The sequence below is a fragment of the Marinobacter oulmenensis genome (genome assembly GCF_014201735.1).
Taxonomy (GTDB): domain Bacteria; phylum Pseudomonadota; class Gammaproteobacteria; order Pseudomonadales; family Oleiphilaceae; genus Marinobacter; species Marinobacter oulmenensis.
In genome coordinates, this window is record NZ_JACHFE010000006.1 from 1 (window position 1) to 17,151 (window position 17,151).

At 55.2% G+C, this 17,151-nt stretch carries 13 protein-coding genes; 10 read left to right on the top strand and 3 right to left on the bottom strand.

What is annotated here, in order from left to right; all coding sequences use genetic code 11:
* The 8 genes from HNR38_RS11715 to HNR38_RS11750 all read left to right on the top strand — a co-directional run.
* Positions 1-876: DUF2345 domain-containing protein (locus tag HNR38_RS11715; RefSeq protein ID WP_183704364.1), on the top strand; the 876-nt coding region annotated here is incomplete at its 5' end.
* A gap of 2 nt (positions 877-878) precedes the next feature.
* A complete protein-coding gene (locus HNR38_RS11720) occupies positions 879-1,760 on the top strand; it encodes a DUF4123 domain-containing protein (protein ID WP_183704367.1) in 882 nt (293 codons plus the stop codon).
* Position 1,761: 1 nt separating this feature from the next.
* Complete coding sequence (locus tag HNR38_RS11725; protein WP_183704369.1) at positions 1,762-5,346, top strand: T6SS effector BTH_I2691 family protein; 3,585 nt, start codon at positions 1,762-1,764, stop codon at positions 5,344-5,346.
* Positions 5,343-6,194, top strand: coding sequence for a tetratricopeptide repeat protein (locus HNR38_RS11730; RefSeq protein WP_183704371.1), 852 nt, complete (start codon positions 5,343-5,345; stop codon positions 6,192-6,194). Before HNR38_RS11725 ends, HNR38_RS11730 begins: the two co-directional genes overlap by 4 nt.
* A 93-nt stretch (positions 6,195-6,287) precedes the next feature.
* Positions 6,288-7,925, top strand: coding sequence for a hypothetical protein (locus tag HNR38_RS11735; RefSeq protein WP_221275799.1), 1,638 nt, complete (start codon positions 6,288-6,290; stop codon positions 7,923-7,925).
* On the top strand, positions 7,922-8,773 hold the full coding sequence (locus tag HNR38_RS11740) for an SEL1-like repeat protein (protein WP_183704375.1): 852 nt from the start codon (positions 7,922-7,924) through the stop codon (positions 8,771-8,773). Before HNR38_RS11735 ends, HNR38_RS11740 begins: the two co-directional genes overlap by 4 nt.
* Positions 8,774-9,150: 377 nt before the next feature.
* On the top strand, positions 9,151-9,639 hold the full coding sequence (locus HNR38_RS11745) for a hypothetical protein (protein WP_183704377.1): 489 nt from the start codon (positions 9,151-9,153) through the stop codon (positions 9,637-9,639).
* The gene (locus HNR38_RS11750) at positions 9,636-10,487 is read left to right on the top strand and encodes a tetratricopeptide repeat protein (protein ID WP_183704379.1); all 852 of its coding nucleotides are present in this window, start codon (positions 9,636-9,638) and stop codon (positions 10,485-10,487) included. The genes HNR38_RS11745 and HNR38_RS11750 overlap by 4 nt, the downstream gene beginning before the upstream one ends.
* Before the next feature lie 68 nt (positions 10,488-10,555).
* Here the strand turns inward: HNR38_RS11750 and HNR38_RS11755 are convergent, their stop codons facing one another.
* The 3 genes from HNR38_RS11755 to atzF form a co-directional block, all read right to left on the bottom strand.
* On the bottom strand, positions 10,556-10,828 hold the full coding sequence (locus tag HNR38_RS11755; protein WP_183704381.1) for a ComEA family DNA-binding protein: 273 nt from the start codon (positions 10,826-10,828) through the stop codon (positions 10,556-10,558).
* 407 nt (positions 10,829-11,235) lie between these two features.
* The gene (locus HNR38_RS11760) at positions 11,236-11,961 is read right to left on the bottom strand and encodes a GntR family transcriptional regulator (protein ID WP_183704383.1); all 726 of its coding nucleotides are present in this window, start codon (positions 11,959-11,961) and stop codon (positions 11,236-11,238) included.
* A gap of 29 nt (positions 11,962-11,990) precedes the next feature.
* Entirely contained in the window at positions 11,991-13,829 is a 1,839-nt protein-coding gene (gene atzF, locus HNR38_RS11765; protein ID WP_183704385.1) for an allophanate hydrolase, read from the bottom strand.
* Between the two features lie 338 nt (positions 13,830-14,167).
* On the opposite strand from atzF, the gene urtA reads away from it, so the two are divergent.
* Together urtA and urtB are read left to right on the top strand one after the other, a co-directional pair.
* The gene (urtA, locus tag HNR38_RS11770; protein ID WP_183704387.1) at positions 14,168-15,454 is read left to right on the top strand and encodes an urea ABC transporter substrate-binding protein; all 1,287 of its coding nucleotides are present in this window, start codon (positions 14,168-14,170) and stop codon (positions 15,452-15,454) included.
* A gap of 91 nt (positions 15,455-15,545) precedes the next feature.
* Positions 15,546-17,150 (top strand): urea ABC transporter permease subunit UrtB, encoded by a 1,605-nt coding sequence (gene urtB / locus HNR38_RS11775; RefSeq protein ID WP_183704389.1) that lies wholly within the window; start codon positions 15,546-15,548, stop codon positions 17,148-17,150.
* Position 17,151: the final 1 nt, after the last annotated feature.

Sequence of the window (17,151 nt, forward strand, 5' to 3'; positions counted from 1 at the left end):
GGCTTCCGGGGCACCGGCTTTGAACTGCGCACCGACGCCTACGGCGCCATCCGGGCCAACGAAGGCCTGTACCTGACCAGTTGGGGCCAGATCGGCGCCAGCGGCGACCAACTTGATCTTACTCCAGCCCGACAGCAGATCCAGAGTGCCTGGCAACTGAGCGACAGCCTCAGCCAGAGTGCCGCTGACCACAACGCCGAGGCCCTAAATGCCACCGCCTACCTCAAACAGGCCGGCGAAGACGCCGACGACACCTACGGCACCCGCGAACAGCTCACCGACAGTGACCAGAGCAGCGCCGCCGGTGCCAGTGACAGCGGTGGCCGAGGCGAAGCCGCAAGGATGAAAGCGCCCTGGCTGCACCTGGCCTCACCGGCCGGCATCACAATGAGCACGCCCGAATCCAGCCACCTGGCCCAGGGCAAATCCCTGAGCGTGGCCACGGGCGAAGACGTCAACATCGCCACCGGCAAAAGCCTGGTGGCCTCCATCTCCGAAGCCCTGTCGCTGTTCGTGCAGAAGGCCGGGATCAAGCTGTTTGCCGCCCGGGGCAAGGTGCAGGTGCAGGCCCAGAGTGACGCCATGGAGCTGACGGCAGAGAAAGACGTCAAGATCACCTCCACCGAAGGCCGCGTGGAAATCAACGCCGCCAACGGCATCCTGCTTGCCAGCGGCGGCGGTTACATCCGCATCGAAGGCGGTGATGTCCAGGTCCACGGCCCGGGCACTATCGATGTAAAAGGCGCCCAGCACGCGTTTGGCGGGCCGGCGAGCATGGATGTGGCCATGCCGGAGCTGCCGGAGGGGGAAAACGTACTCTGTCCAAGTCAGGGCCAATCGGCAGCCAGTGGCGGTGATGGGGTTGTGGAGAGCTGACTGTGAAGGCTATTGATGAGAATGCGTTCATTCATGATGCTCCGGCGCTTGCAAAAGCTGGCCAGTTGTATCGTTTGATCGATCCATCAAACACTCCCGCACGGAGCCTGAGTGGTAAGGCACTGACAGGCGCGCAATTGGTGAAGAACCCATTTTTCGCACAAACGCCATCTCAAAAACTCTATCTACAGAGTGTTGACAGTGAAGCCGCTAAGGATATGGAAGGTGAGCTTTTGCGGGAAAGGAATGCGCGATCATCGAACCTGCTGGAGCCCGTCCCTTTTTGTGGCTGGCTCGTATCGCGATATCCGTGCCGAACGCTAGCCACTTATCTCAGCAAACAGCTTTCCCAGCAAGACCGCAAAGGCAATCCCGCCCTGTTACGATTCTACGACCCAAGAGTACTTCAACAATTGCCGCGGATTCTGGACCCCTGGCAGTTGTCTGCCTTGCTGGGCCCGGTTGACCGTTGGGTTTATCTGGATAAGGAAAATGGGGTTCGGGAAATTGCCCCTCACCGTGGTCAGCGTCATTTGGGGCGCCTTCACTTAACCACCAAACAGTGGCAGGCCATTCACCGCATTGGCCAGATCAATCGGTGCCTTGAGCGCTATTGGGCGCTACCGGAAGAAGATCAACAGGCATCTGTCACAGATGGCTTGGTCGACAATCTGCTCGTGGCTGCCTATGCAAACGGGCTGACCGAACGCGCGGATATGACCGCTTTCGTGCTTCATGGACTGGTGAGTCACGTCGACTTTTATCGCCACCCCCTTATGCAGAATCTGCTGCGACAAGTGGGGGGCTCCAGTTATATCGGATTGACCAATCGCCTTACCGACACGGAATGGGAAGCGATTTCAACAGTTGAGGAGAGTGCTTAGCATGGCAACAGCATCAAGGATGAATGCTCATGCCGCTGCGGGAGAGACAGCTGGTGCATCGAGCGAACGTTGCAAATTCTGTGAGCGCAAGGGCCTGCCCATATTGCCGGTGCGTTATGCCGTGTGTCAGCGCAATGAAAGCAACAGTGGTATCCCGGAGCTTGATGAAGCCCGTGTTCGGGAGTTCACCGATATCATGCTCGACCAGTCTATTGATGAAAACGGCAATCGCGTGGCTCGTGAAGTACCTGCGGATATCAGGAATGAGATTACAGAAAGCACCGGCAGTCAGGTTAATAAGTACATACTGCGCCAACTTCGTGAGGGATACCTTTATTTCTACGATCAGGACAACCCTCATAGCATGTACTGGTACGCATACGCGATTACCAGTGACGGCAAGTTTTACAGGTTTGAGGTTGCGCATCCCGTCACTCTGGATGACATCAGTTTCCCTGAAGCCTGCAATAACAAGGCAAACGACACGTTGCACGCCTCTTTGGTGACCCTGCCGGATCCGGACAACTCGGGTACGCTTTACTATGCGTATTCTGAACATGCCTGGTCCATCGAGCATATTCATAAGATCGGCAGCGATCCTGAGTGGCGCGACGCCCACATGCAGAAAGTCGATATCCAGGGCTGGGTGAATGGCCAGAGCCAACCGTTTGCCTATGGTACGGACGAACTCGACAAAGTGGCGGAATACAGCGATGGCGCAGACGATCTGAGCTCGCAGTTCTGGCCCAGCGGCCAGATGCGCGACCTGTATAGCCGAGAGGATCTGAAGGAGGCTATGGACCTTCGGCTGGACCATGCAGCCAGTCGCTATCAGGGGAAAGGGTTAATTCTCGCAGTCAAGGACGAAGCCGCCATTATTGATGAGCTTAACGCTTATCGTCATCAGGCACTTGCCGAGGTCGAGGATTTCGTCTGCGAAAGCGACGACAATCGTCGCAAGCTGCTATGCAAGCAGGCGATCGACGCGTTCAAGGAGAACTTCGCAGAGAATTACACGGCGAGTCAGAAGAAATCGCTGGATGAAGCTGTCGATAAAGCTCGGGCCGAGCGGGATGAGTTTCAAGAGAAAAGTCATTCCGACGAGGATGTCTCCCGGAGAGAGCGCGCGCAGGCTCAGCGTACTCGAAATCAGTTGAATCAGGCGGTCAGAGAGGCCGAGGCTGAGCGAGAAGAGTTCTTGCTCGAACAACAACGCGGGGCCGAAGAGCGAGCACTACAGAAGCGACAGCTTCAAACCGAAATCGAAGAGCTGAAACGTAAAAAAGCCGAGCAAGACGCGAGGCGTGCCCGCCGAGCAGCCAGTAGTGACGAAACGGATGAGCGCGGGAACGAAGTGGTGCCACACTTCCCCTTATATGACAACGATATCCAACGTAAGCAGATTCTGCTCAACAGCATCAAATCTGAGGCTGAGCGCATGGCCGAGAAGCATGCCGCCCAACTTGATGAGCTATATGACACCCAAGCTCTGAAAGATTTCACCGAGCGTCACGAAAAGCGAACCCGCGTTTGCGAGGCGCGGTTAGCTCTGCACGATAGCGATTATGCGCTATGGGTGAAGCACCATCTGGCCGACCTGATAGGCCGCTACAGTAAGACCGACTACTGGATGGGGCTCGGGCTGAGTGGCATGCTCGCCAATACGCTAAGGGGCGGTATTCTGTCCCCGGCCAGCGGTAGTCTCTGGCAATCGATTGCCGAGACTATGATGGCTGAAGGCTCGGTCATTCTGGCCGCCCTGTTTTCCAACAACGCAGAACTGATAAGCCAGGCGCGAGAAACGATGTCATTGGTGCCCGCCGGTAGCCAACTATCGACGGATACGCTGGCTGCTTGGGGGGATCGCTTCGGAACTCTCCAGGCCTCAACGCTCAAACTGGATTATCGACAGCCTTCCTCCGATGATCTTATCAACCGGCTGCGCCCCATCCAGGGTCAACTCGCCAGCACGATCGGTAACGCCATTGCGACACTCGTGACCCAAGACCTTATTAGCGGTTCCGACAACGATACCAAGCCTACCTTGCGTCGCTTCATGCACCTGGAACAACTGGTCTTCATGAGTGATCCCGATGTGCAGAAAGGTGAGGCGCCACGGGCGACACTGATCGAGGTTACGTTGACGATGGCACAATATGCCCATTGGCAGCGCCAGATCGTCCAGCATTATCAGAACAGTACGAACAGCAAAGGGGCTGATACCGACCGCGCCATGCCCTCGTTTGGAAGTAGCGGCGGCAATTTTTCTGCCCCCATGGGGGGCAATGGGGTTGTTGTAACCGTTACGATTCCCTGTTTTGGGCTTGATCAGGAGACGATTCAGCGCCTGGTCGCGAACAGTGCGCCGGGTGACAGTTATGATGCCGAACAAGCCCAGCAGCAATGGGCGGATCTCGCCAAGAGTGCCCGTGATATTGCCGGAACCATTGTTGGCACTGGCAGCTACGGCAAGTTGCTGGCGTTCGGATTGACCGCCTGGAATGTGTTACTGGCGGTTGACCAGGAGTTGCTGGCCGACGAGAACCACGGAGCGGACTGGACCCGACTGCTGGGTTCGGGGATCAGCCTGCTCAGTGCCGGTATGGGAGCAGCCGAGGGGTACCACAAGATTCGTGTCGCCAGCCTGGGCCAGAGTACTGAAGGGGCGGTCGGAAAACTGGTCAATGCCCGCGGCTGGAAACTGGGCGGGGGACTGCTCGGTGTGGCGAGTGGAACACTCTCAATCTGGGACGGAATGCGTAAATTGACCGAGTCATCACGTGCCAGACGGGTGGGCCAGAGCCTGACCGCCGATAACCAGAGGATCATGGGTGGTTTCGGGGTGGTCAGTGGTATCAGCACGCTTCTGGTGATTGGCGCAGGCGTAGTCGTCGGACTCGCTGTGGGACTCTTCTTCGGTATCCTGGCCCTCTTGTTGGGTGCCTGGCTGGTCACCCTGGTTGCGCCATCCGTCCAGATGTGGATCGACCGCAGTCTGGTCGGCCACCACGCCAGCCAGGTACAGCCGTTCGAGGACCTGGCCTCGGAACAAAGCTCGCTGGAGATGGTGTTTCAGGGGTTGGTGGTGGAACTGTCGTGGGAACCGGTTGCGCCTGATGCGACGAAATATTTTGATAGCACCTCAATTGGCGGTGGGATGCTGGGGTTCAGTCTCGATTCAGAGGCCCGCAGAGAAGAGGAGGAGCGTGTCGCAGATTTGGTCAGAATCAACCTGAAGGTTCGGGTGCCGAAGTTGGATGTCATGGAACTGATGCTTCAGCTCTCGCCGCAAAATAAGCCAGAAATAATATTTGACTGGAAATATAATAAAGAAAGAAACGATGAAAGACTGCTTGTTGAATTAGACCGCTATTCCCTCCCCGAAGAAGAAGGGAGTCGGCCAGAGTTCACGTTGAAGGATGATGTCTACGAGACAAATTGGTCACAAATATACGAAAAGAACGCTTTGGGCCCATTGGTGGACCTAAATATCGACTTCAGGTCTCATGAAACACATTCTCTAAAAGGTGATAGTTTGACTATAAAAATCGAAGATCGAGAAAAAGAAGGGGAATCGGTCGAATGAAATATCTAGTCTTTATGATTTTGATTTTTCTGTCTGGTAGTTTTGTGCAGGCGGAAATTCTATTCCAAGATCCAACCGGGGAAGCAATTAATGCAGCATTTGAAAGTCTTTCTGAGGAAGAGGTTAAAGATTTATCTCCACCGAACGTCTATGAAAAAAAATATTTATTAGGTCTGCTTTATCTTAATGGAGATGAGGCGTTTCGTGTAGACCAAAACTGCGAAAAATCCTTTTCATTATTAACAGATGCTTGGGGAGCAGATATTGCCGATGCTGGCCATGCTTTGGCGACCATGTATTATCACGGAGTCTGTACGGACAAGGATATTGACAAGGCAAGAGAATTGGCAACCCGAACGGCGCACAGTGGTTATATTCTCTCACAGCGCATGCTGGGCATGGCCTATTTGGGCGAGAAATGGGAAAAGCTATATAATTACGATGTTGATGAAGGTGTGTATTGGCTAAGCATGGCCGGAAATGCTGGAGATAGAAGGTCGGCAGCTCATCTCGCCGGCATCTATTATGATGGCGATATCGTTAAAAAAAGCAATAAGAAATATTTTGAGTGGTTAAAAAAAGCTATCTCGTCTAAGTATGAAAAAAGGAATAGAGCAGGTTTTATGGCCTTTGCAAAATGCTATGAGAGGGGTAAGGGCACAGAGGTTGATCTTGTCAAAGCCTACAAATATTACGACTTAAGTGGCACTGCTGGCATCGAAAGCAAACAGCGTATTTCCAAAAAAATGACTCAGGAACAAATCGACGAAGCCCTTCGACAGTCCCAAGCCTGGCAGGAAGAACATAATATTGAGATAGGGGGCGGATTCATTCGCCGCGTTGATTGATACTTGCGATTTAGTTGTCCGTCTGTCATGGCCTAAACCAATTAACGAAGTCTGTGGAAGCAGCCGCTCAGGAGCAAGCCAGTAGCACGGAGAATGCTCTGCAAAGGTTCTAGCGACTTCAACGCGATGCGCAATTCCCTTTCCCACCTTGGAGCCACGGTCGTGGGAGCCTGCGGGGCTCTGATCGGCCAATCCTCAGCCGACCAGGCTTCGAGAGGGGAATCAATTTCTCCTGACACCCGCCCGATGGTGCGTTACGCCCGGCTTCTGCAAATTGATAATCTGGTAACGGCGCCTGATGAGGGAGACAGTTCCGGGGCTCGGTACGTCGTCGAGATGGAAATGACCATGGGGGGCTATCAAAGGTCTGTCAGTTATCAGGCGAACCGGGCGGGCAAACCCCTTCAGAATAACCAGGGGGAGTATCAGTACCTGGAAACACGTGAGGATGGAGCCCGCGTTGGCGGCAACCTTCCCGATGTTGAAGTGAGTGATGAAACCCGTGTTCGGGTACTTTGGCAGGTGACTGAGACCGACCTCGAACGGTTTGCCGGGTATGTAGACGGTGTCGATCGCGACGCTATCGCCGCGGGTGGAAAGCCTGTGACCATTCCCCTGCTGGACCAGCAGATCATGATGTTCGAGCTGGAAAAACAGAAAAGCCGCCTGGAAGGAGCCGATGGGAGCACCAAATTCATTGAAGCCCTCTGTGTTCTCGTCAGTTTCTTTGAGGCCGGCAGTGCCCTGAAGGACAAGCCCGAGAGTCTGGAGAACTGGTGGAAAATGCTGGGTCCGACCTTGGGGGTGTTGCAGGTGACGTTTGAAGTCGCCGGTGACCACAGTATGCGCCGGGGTCTGGCAGCCGGTGGCCAGATGGCGTACACCCAGGCAGCGCGGGGAACACAATACCTCAGAATTGGCAATGGCTTGAGAGTGGCCGGGGCCGTGATTGGCATTATCGATGGTTTCATGGCCCTGGCCGAAGCGGAGTCGATGGCACGCAGAGGCGAGTTGCGGTCCCGGGTCCGAACTCAAGCCTTTATGGGCGGGCTTGCTATTGGCGGTGGAGTGCTTGCCCTGGCGGCCTCCTCCCTCGTTCTCATCCCCTTTATCATCGGTGTCGTGATGCTGATTGGCGCCTACCTGCTGGTCAAACTGGTGCCGAATAACATCGCGACCTGGCTGAGGCGTAGCCTCTACGGAAAAGAGCAGGAAACCTTCCGTTTCCAACCATTCCAGTCCATGCAGGAGGAACAGGAATCCCTGAAGATGGTGTTCAGTGGGATTGAGTTTGATATGGATGTGGTTAGAAATGTTGACTCCTGGGGTGGGACCTTAATGCCGCCAAACTGGAAGACTGGAATTAGGAATGGTGGGCGGAATGCCCTATGTCTGACAGTAACTCTAGCGTTTCCTAAAAAAATGTCTGGGGATCTGTCGATTAATCTTAGCTATCAGGATTCGGCGGGAGAAGAACAGCATTTAACTGCATCGAAGTATTCTGAAGGTGATTTGTTAAAGATGGATAGGCATGGTAATTCTATACGTGGAGATGATCCCTTTGTTTCTAATGAGCCAAGCTTTCGGTTGGAGGAGCGTGATGATCGAAGTTTTCTTATTTATGAATCCAGTATAGTCGATGATGGAACTGGAGTGTTGGCTAGTGTTGGATATCGGTCTGAGGTTGGTGCGGTTATAAAAGATTATTATGTTTTGGAGTTTGTTGAGTGATTAAAATATTTTTAATTGCACTGGTTTTGCTTTTTTCAGTTCCATCTCACTCGGAGATATTGTTTCCAAATGATGATATTTGGGTGAAGGTGGCTAATCAGGATTTTAGTAAAAATCTACTTAGAGCTGAAAATGGAGATCCTAGAGCCCAATATTTAATCGCTAGGGTTTTTTTGTTTGGAAATAATGAGATTGGCGTAGATGAGGATCAGGATAAGGGTGTTTATTGGATGAGGAAATCTGCTGATCAAGGTGCAGCAGAAGCTCAATACGCGATGGCTATGCTCTATCGTAATGGTGTCGGTTTGGAAAAAGATGCGAAGAAGTGGGAGAAGTATATGACACTGGCGGGGGAGCAAAATTTTTCTAGAGCGATGATTGAACTTTCAGATGCTTACCGAGATGGAGCGGCAGAAATTGGCGTCGAACCAAATGAAAAGAAGTACGTATATTGGTTAAGAAAAGAGGCGGAAGCAGGGGTGCCTATCTCCATCAGGAATTTGGCATGGAGGTATAGGGAAGGTCTGGAAGTTGAGAAGGATATAGATAAGGCATTCGAATGGATCATGAAAGGGGTTCAAGCAGACGATGGGGCTGCTCAAGCATATGCCGCAGAGTTTTTCGAGAATGGGCTAGGTACTGAAAAAGACTTGGTCAAAGCCTACATGCTATATGATCTGAGCACTGGCATAGGACGAGAAGCGAAACAGAAACTGGCAAAAAAAATGACAGATGACCAGATCAGAGAAGCGATTGCGCGCTCCTGGCAGTGGCAGTTGGAGCACGGTGTCGTTCGTCCATCCTCCGATGGCTACCAGTACCGTTACCCGCTTGAGGAATCTGATTGATCCCGCGGATTGTTTAGGACAGTTTCAGAAATGACCAAAAAACCGGACGGCATTGCTGACTGGTTTTTATTTAACGGTGGTTCGTTCAGTTTTCTTTTCCAGTTTTGTTGACTTGACGGGGCGAATTGCGTTCCAAATTCCGTCCCAAGCATTTCTCGGTGGGCCGGGGATTACCGGCCTAGCCCTGGCGACTTCCTCACTCGTTCTCATCCCCTTTATCATCGGCGTTGTGATGCTGATTGGCGCCTATCCTACTGGTTAAGCTGGTACCAAATAACATCGTAACCTGGTTGAGGCGTAGCCTCTATGGAAAAGAGCAGGAAACCTTCCGTTTTCAACCGTTCCAGTCTATGCAGGAGGAACAGGAATCCCGGAAGATGGTGTTCAGTGGGATTGAATTTGATATGGATGTGGTTAGAAATATCGACTCTTGGGGCGGGACCTTAATGCCGCCAAATTGGTTGGATGATGTTAGTAGTGGTGGCTTTAAGAAGTTCAACTTGAAGGTAACGCTGAATTTTCCGGTGGGGTTGTCGGGTGCTTTGACTGTTTGGTTAAAGCATCAATCTCCAGAAGGTAAAGAGAGGTATTTGGGGGGGGGGGGCGATGTATGCTGGTGGAGAGCTTTTTCCGGTAGATCAGCATGGCCAGCCGGCTCGAGCTTCAGAGTCAAAGGATATTGGGGGATTCAGTATTTTCCTCCTGAGCCTTCTGGGTTCAGCTTGGAGGTTGCAAACGAGCGGAGCACGATCAGTCATGATGTAGACATCCAAGCCAGAGAGGGAAAACTTGTGGCTACCTTATGGTATATGCCAGATCTGGGGCCGATGCCGAGGGAGGATTATATTATGGAGCTTTCAAAATGATTAGGTGGTTTCTTGGTGTCTTTTTAGTAGTTTTTTGTCCTCTTTTGTCTGCTGAGCTGGCTTTCAAAGGGGATAACGTTGTAGAAATTTTCTATAGCCAAGATTTCGAGGCCAATCTTACCAAGGCAAAGTCAGGTGATATGAGAGCCCAATATTTGGTTGGAGCAGCCTATCTATATGGTCTTGATGAAGAGAATGTAGACGTAGATGAAGAAAAGGGACGATTTTGGCTCCAAAAATCTGCAGACCAAGGTGCCGCTGAAGCTTATTCCGAACTGGCTAGAATCTATCGGTATGGCATGGGCGTAGAAAAGAGTTCCAGTAACTGGTTGAAATACATGACAGAAGCTGCTGAGAGGGGGATGTTGTCAAGGCAAACAGATCTCATGAAGGTCTATCGAGATGGCAACCCCGAAATGGGTGTTGAAAAAAATGAAAAAAAATATATGTATTGGCTCAAAAAAGAAGCAGAAGCTGGGGCACCCATCTCCATATACAATCTTGCATGGAGTTATCGAGAAGGCCGTGGAGTTGAGAAAGATATAGATAAAGCATTCGAGTGGATTATGAAGGGGGTTCAAAAAGATGATGGATCCGCCCAAGCATATGCCGCAGAGTTTTTCGAAAATGGGCTAGGTACTGAAAAAGACTTGGTCAAAGCCTACATGCTATATGACCTGAGCACTGGCATAGGACGAGAAGCGAAAAAGGAATTGGCAAAAAAAATGACAGATGGCCAGATCAGAGAAGCAATCGCCCGCTCCTGGCAGTGGCAGTTGGAGCATGGTGTCGTTCGCCCATCCTCCGATGGCTACCAGTACCGTTACCCGCTTGAGGAATCTGATTGATCCCGCGGATTGCTTAGGACAGTTTAATAATTGACCAAAAAACCGGGCGGCCAGGCCGCCCGGTTTTTTTATTTAACGGTGATACGTTCGGCGTTCTTTTCCAGTGTACGAGCGCCGATGCCTTTGACATCAGACAGTTGCTCGGCGGATTTGAAGGGGCCGTTGCTCTCGCGGTATTCGATGATTGCCTGGGCTTTGCTTTCGCCAATGCCATCCAGCTGGGCCAGGGTGGCGATGTCGGCGGTATTGATGTTGACGGGGGTAGGCTCGCCGGCGTAGACAGTGCCGGTGGCCAGGGTGAACAGCAGAATCAGTGTTGCGAAAAGAGACGTTGGTTTCATGGATACTCTCCTGAAGACATCGGTCATTATTGGGGGTGCAGGCGTGACAAGCCTTGGCATCCGATGTTCAGGTAGGTGCAGAGGAGAGGGTGGGAACATCTGAAAAGTCGGGCCGGTGCACGGAAGGAACCACATTCCTTGTGGTTCCCGGATTCCGTGGCTGACCCCTGCCTAGATCCTTCAGGCTGCGCCGCATCCGTGGCGCTATGTCCTTTTCGTCCCTCTGGCCCGGTTCCTTTGGGCAACTCCCGATCCGTGGAGTTTTCTTCCTTGAGCCAACATCCTTGCCGGCTTGTCATCCCTGACATGGTCAGTGTACCGGTTTCAGAAAAGGTGAATATCGGATATTGGATAGGTGATGTGTAAGCCTTTTCCTACGCCGTGTCCGCATTTGGGTGAATTGAGGTTCATTGTTTCCCCGGACCCTCTTCGGTGGGCGTTCCATCCGCCTGATTTCGGTGTGCGGCTTCCCGGATGCGCTCCATGGTGATGGCTCTGACGGCTTTCTGGCTGGTGCGTATGTGATTGGCCAGTTTGTTGGCGGCCTCATCGGCCTGGCCACGTCGCAACGCTGCCAGAATGGTCGCGTGTTCGTTGTAGGTGGCGTCCACTCGTTCGTCGCGGGTGAAATCCAGGCGCCGAATAATCCGCAGCCGGTCCGTGATTTCCCGGTGGATACGGGTCATTTCGCGGTTGCCGGCGGCCGCCACGAGGTCGCAGTGGAAGCTTTCATCCAGAGCCCGGACGGTGCTGCCCACGGCGCGCTCGGAAGGGTGGTCGGGGTTCCAGATGGTGGTCAGCGTTCGGATTACGGAGGGTTCCTCCGGCTGGCTGCAGATCTTGTGAATGGCGGCCTGTTCCAGGGTGATGCGCAGGTCGTAGAGTTCTTCCACCTGCTGGAAGTCGAAGGGTTTGACCTGCCATCCGCTGCGGAACATCACCTCCACATAACCCTCCCGCTGAAGCCGGTAAAGAGCTTCCCGGACCGGCGTCCGGGAAGCGTTCAGGCGTGTGCCTACGTCACCTTCACTGAATTTGTCGCCGGGAATCAGGCGAAACTCGAAGATGTCATCCTTCAGGGCTTCGTACACCCGGTCGGCCATGGAGGCTTTGCGTTTGCCGGTTTGGCTCATGTGTTGATACTCAGCAGAGGAACAGTCGCTCAGGCATCTCCCGCTTTAAGCGCGTTGATATAGGCGCGCCAGCCACCAAATTCCGTCACGCCCCGGGCGCCTTCCAGGCCATAGCCCTCACAGATGAAGCTGTTGACCCAGCGGCCATCGGCCAGTTCGACGTTGCCAATGCCCAGAGGAGCGGGAATCAGATCAACGAACGAGCCGAATTCCGAGGCAGCCATTTCCCAGACTTCCAGCCGGATGGCCTCACCCTCAAGCGGGTCACGCTGCAATCCGGGTTTGGGGGGCGTGGTGTCGGGCAGGGCATAAAGCCGGTAGTTGGCGGAGGTTGTGGTCTGCTCCAGTAACCGGGCGTCTCTTTCGGTGAGCTGAGTGTTCAGTGGCATGCCGGAAAGGTGAGCGCCCACTACCGCCACCTGCACCATGGGTACGGCCTTTTGGGGAGTGATGACTTCGGCTTTGCGTGGTTTGTCCACTGCGCCCAGCGGTGTGGGATGGGCATTCAGCCACTGGCTGGCCAGGGCCTGGAGTTCGTGGTCTTTCCAGGCGCCGGAAACCAGGGTCACGCCGAAGGGCAGGCCGTCATCCCGGAAGCCGGCCGGTACGGCCAGGGCGCACAGGTCAGCCAGGTTTACAAAATTGGTGTAGGTGCCCAGTTGGCTGTTGAGCACCACGGGGTCTGCGTTTACCTGTTCGATAGTCGGTGCCGTGGGCGCAGTTGGCACCAGCAGGGCGTCGATGTCGGTCAGCAGCGTGTCAATCTCACGGATCAGCTCTTCTTTGCGGTATTGCGCTTTGAAGGTGCCGGTTGCGGAAAACCGGCCCGCGTTGTTGATGATGGCGCGAACGGTGTCGTTCATGTCGTCAGCGTTGGTTTCCATGAAGTGTTCCACCGCCGCGTGACGTTCCGCCACCCAGGGACCCTCATAGAGCAGGGCGGCCAGTTCCAGCATGGGGCCGAAGTCGATGGGCACCAGTTCCAGCGAACTGTCCAGTTGTCGCCACTGCTCGATGGCTGTGATCCAGGCGGCTTCTGCCAGTGGGTCGCCGTGGAACTGCGGGTTGGCGGGAACCGCCAGTCGTTTGGGCGGGCCCGGGCGTCGCAGGGCCGGCGCATCCAGGGGCAGGCTTTGCGGGTGCCTGCGGGAATACGCATCGGAGGGCTCATAACCGCCGAGGGACTGCGCCGCGGTGCTGGCGTCGTTGATGGTGAGCGCGAACACCGATACACAATCCAGGGACCGGCAGGCGGGCACCACACCGTCAATGCTGAACCAGCCTTTGGTTGGCTTCAGTCCCACCAGGTTATTCAGACCGGCGGGCACCCGGCCGGAACCGGCGGTGTCTGTGCCCAGGGCAAAAGGCACCAGCCCGCGTGCCACCACAGAGGCGGATCCGGAGCTGGAACCACCGCTGATCACGTCCGGTTTAAAGCTGTTGGGAACGGCACCATACGGTGAGCGAGTACCCACCAGCCCGGTGGCGAACTGGTCCAGATTGGTCTTGCCGATCAGGATGGCGCCCGCTGCCTTCAGACGTCTCACCACGGCAGCATCTTTCGCCGGCTGGTAGGCGTAGGCGGGGCAGGCAGCCGTGGTTTCAAAGCCCTCGGCATCAATATTGTCCTTGGCCGCGAACGGAATGCCATAAAGCGGGAACTGTTCCAGGTCGCCCCCGGCGGCCTCCACCTTGCCGGCCAGTTCGGTCAAAGCGGTTTTCAGAGTGTCTTCAGACAGCCGGGAAATCCAGGCGGGGTCCGCGTCCTTCAGTTCACGGATCAGGGGCATCAGCAGATCTGCAGGCTTGGCGCCCTCTTTGTAGGCCTGCTGCCAGTCGGGGATGGTCCATCCGAGGGTCTGGGGCATGGTGCGTCCTCATGAGTCATGCAACTTGTATACATGTGAAATCGCAAGGCCCGTGCCATTCCGGTGCAGCTGGTGCCAAGTCTCTTTAAATCAGAGAGTTAGATGTATATAGCTAAAATTGTATACGCCAGCGTATGCACTAAGGTGGTGCGTGTTATGAGTGGTGGCACCAAAAGCAGGCCCAGAGGTTGGTGATATTGCTGGAGTTATGGGCGCTGGAATGCTTGTATACTAGTTAACTGATTGTTTTTAAGTCTTTTTTTGGGGTGTTGGAACGGCAGATGCAGATGGCTGTTTCGAGTTCGGCGACTCACACTCCAACGAAAAGGACGCACAAAATGAGTATTAAAAAACACGTGAAAGTGGGCCTCTCCGCCCTGGCGCTGTCTGTCTCTCTCAGCTCCGTTGCCGCGGAAGACCCCATCAAAGTCGGCATCCTGCATTCTCTGTCCGGCACCATGGCCATCAGTGAAACAGCCCTTAAGGACACCATGCTCATGCTGATTGAAAAGCAGAATGAGGAAGGGGGTGTTCTGGGCCGTCAACTGGAGCCGGTCGTTGTTGATCCTGCGTCAAACTGGCCGCTTTTTGCTGAGAAAGCTCGCGAACTGCTCGAAAAGGAAGAAGTAGACGTTATTTTCGGTAACTGGACATCGGTATCCCGTAAGTCCGTACTGCCGGTGGTGGAAGAACTGAACGGCCTTCTGTTTTACCCGGTACAGTACGAGGGTGAGGAATCCTCCGAGAACGTTTTCTATACTGGTGCGGCGCCCAACCAGCAGGCAATTCCGGCAGTGGATTACCTGATGAACAATATCGGTGTGGAGCGCTGGGTTCTGGCCGGTACCGATTACGTGTACCCGCGCACCACCAACAAGATCCTGGAAACCTACCTCAAAGACAAAGGGGTAGCGGCCAGCGACATCATGATCAACTACACGCCTTTCGGTCACTCCGACTGGCAGTCCATTGTTTCTGACATCAAGGCCTTCGGTAGCGCTGGCAAGAAAACCGCGGTGGTGTCCACCATCAACGGCGACGCCAACGTGCCTTTCTACCGTGAACTGGGTAACCAGGGCATCTCCGCCACCGACATCCCGGTTGTTGCCTTCTCCGTGGGTGAACAGGAACTCTCCGGTATCGACACCGGCCCCCTGGTTGGCCACCTGGCCGCCTGGAACTACTTCATGAGCGTTGATAACGACGCCAACTACGACTTCATCGACGCCTGGATCGATTACAAAGGCGACGACACCGTGGTCACCAATGACCCGATGGAAGCCCACTACATCGGCTTCAACATGTACATCGAAGCGGTCAAGAAGGCTGGTACCACCGACGTGGACGAAGTCAAAGACGCCATCATCGGTGTCAGCGTGCCCAACCTGACCGGAGGCTACGCCACCATGATGCCGAACCACCACATCACCAAGCCGGTGCTGATTGGCGAAATCCAGGACAACGGTCAGTTCTCCGTGGTCTGGGAAACCCCGTCCACCGTGGCTGGCGATGCCTGGTCTGACTTCCTGCCCGGTTCGCGGGACATGATCAGTGACTGGCGTGCTCCCCTGCGCTGCGGCAACTTCAACGTTGCCACCGGCGAGTGTGGTGGTGCCTCAGAGTAAGTGCTTGACGATCAAGCGGTTTGCCGGGTGGGCCTTCGGGCCTGCCCGGCCTTTTGCTCTCTCCTCACAAAAACGCCAACAGGAATGAACCATGAGCATCTACCGATTGCTCGCCAGGATCGTATTGGCTGCGTGCCTGGCGCTCGGGCCCATGCTGGCGACCGCCCAGGTACAGGACGATACCGCCCGCGACCTCCTCAAACAGCTGGTGGAGGCCAACCAGGCCGAGAAGCTTGGCCTGCTAAAAGAGATTTCCGAAACCGGTGACGAACGCGCCCGTGGCTGGCTGGAAGCCTTCCGGGGCGGCAAGCTGGCGGTGGTTGAAGACACCGGCAACGTCGTCATCGTACTGAACAACCGTGGCCGTGACTGGGAAATCGCCGACGCCCTCAGTGGCGACAACCTCGGCGAAATGTCCCGGCGTGACCTGGAAACCGTACGCGTGAACAACGCCATGCGCGCGCAGGTGGACGGCATCCTGTCCGTGATTGACCTGACCGTCACCGATCCGCAAGGCCGGCTGGACGCCGCCCGCAATTTGCTGGGCGACGTGGATGCCACCCTGGCTGAGCAACTGGAAGCACGTCTGGCCGAGGAAGAAAACGCCGACGTTCGCGCCATGCTCGCCAACGCCATCGCCATTCACCGGCTGGAGCAGGGCGATGCCGAGGCCATCGACGTGCTCTCCGGCAGCCTGAACCCCACGGCACGGGCTGCCCTGAATACCGCCGCTAACGGCGACGATCCGGCACTGGCCGCCGCTGCCAGCAAGGCGCTGGCAAGTATTGAACAGAAGCTGAAGATCAACCACGCCGCTGAAACCCTCTACTTTGGGCTATCGCTTGGCTCCGTACTGGTGCTGGCGGCCATTGGCCTGGCCATTACCTTCGGCGTGATGGGCGTGATCAATATGGCGCACGGCGAGCTGATCATGCTGGGCGCCTACACCACCTGGGGCATGCAACAGATGCTGCCGGGTCAGCCCGGGCTGGCGCTGGTGCTGTCGATTCCGGCTGGTTTTCTGGTGGCGGCCCTGGCCGGCATCGCCATAGAACGCAGCGTGATCCAGTTCCTCAAGGGCCGTCCGCTGGAAACCCTGCTGGCCACCTTCGGTATCAGCCTGATCCTGCAGCAGCTGGTGCGTACCGTGATTTCACCCCTGAACCGCACGGTAGTCACGCCGGAGTGGATGAGCGGCTCCATCATGATCAACGAAGCCCTCTCGCTCACGCTCAACCGTCTGTATGTGATCGGTTTTGCCCTGGTGGTGTTCGCCGGGCTGATGCTGATCATGCGTCGTACCCGTCTCGGGCTCGAAGTTCGGGCCGTGACCCAAAACCGTGCAATGGCCCGTTCCATGGGGATCAAGGCCACCCGGGTGGACATCCTCACCTTCGGCCTGGGTTCCGGCGTGGCCGGGCTGGCCGGCGTGGCGCTGTCGCAGATCACCAACGTGGGGCCAAACCTGGGCCAGAACTACATCATCGACTCCTTCATGGTGGTGGTGTTCGGCGGCGTGGGTAACCTCTGGGGCACACTCGTAGCCGGCCTCTCCCTGGGCACCATCAACCAGATTCTGGAGCCCTGGGCGGGTGCCGTTCTGGCCAAGATCATGGTGCTGGTATTGATCATCCTGTTTATTCAGAAGCGCCCGAAGGGATTGTTCCCCCAGAAGGGCCGGGCAGCGGAGAACTGAG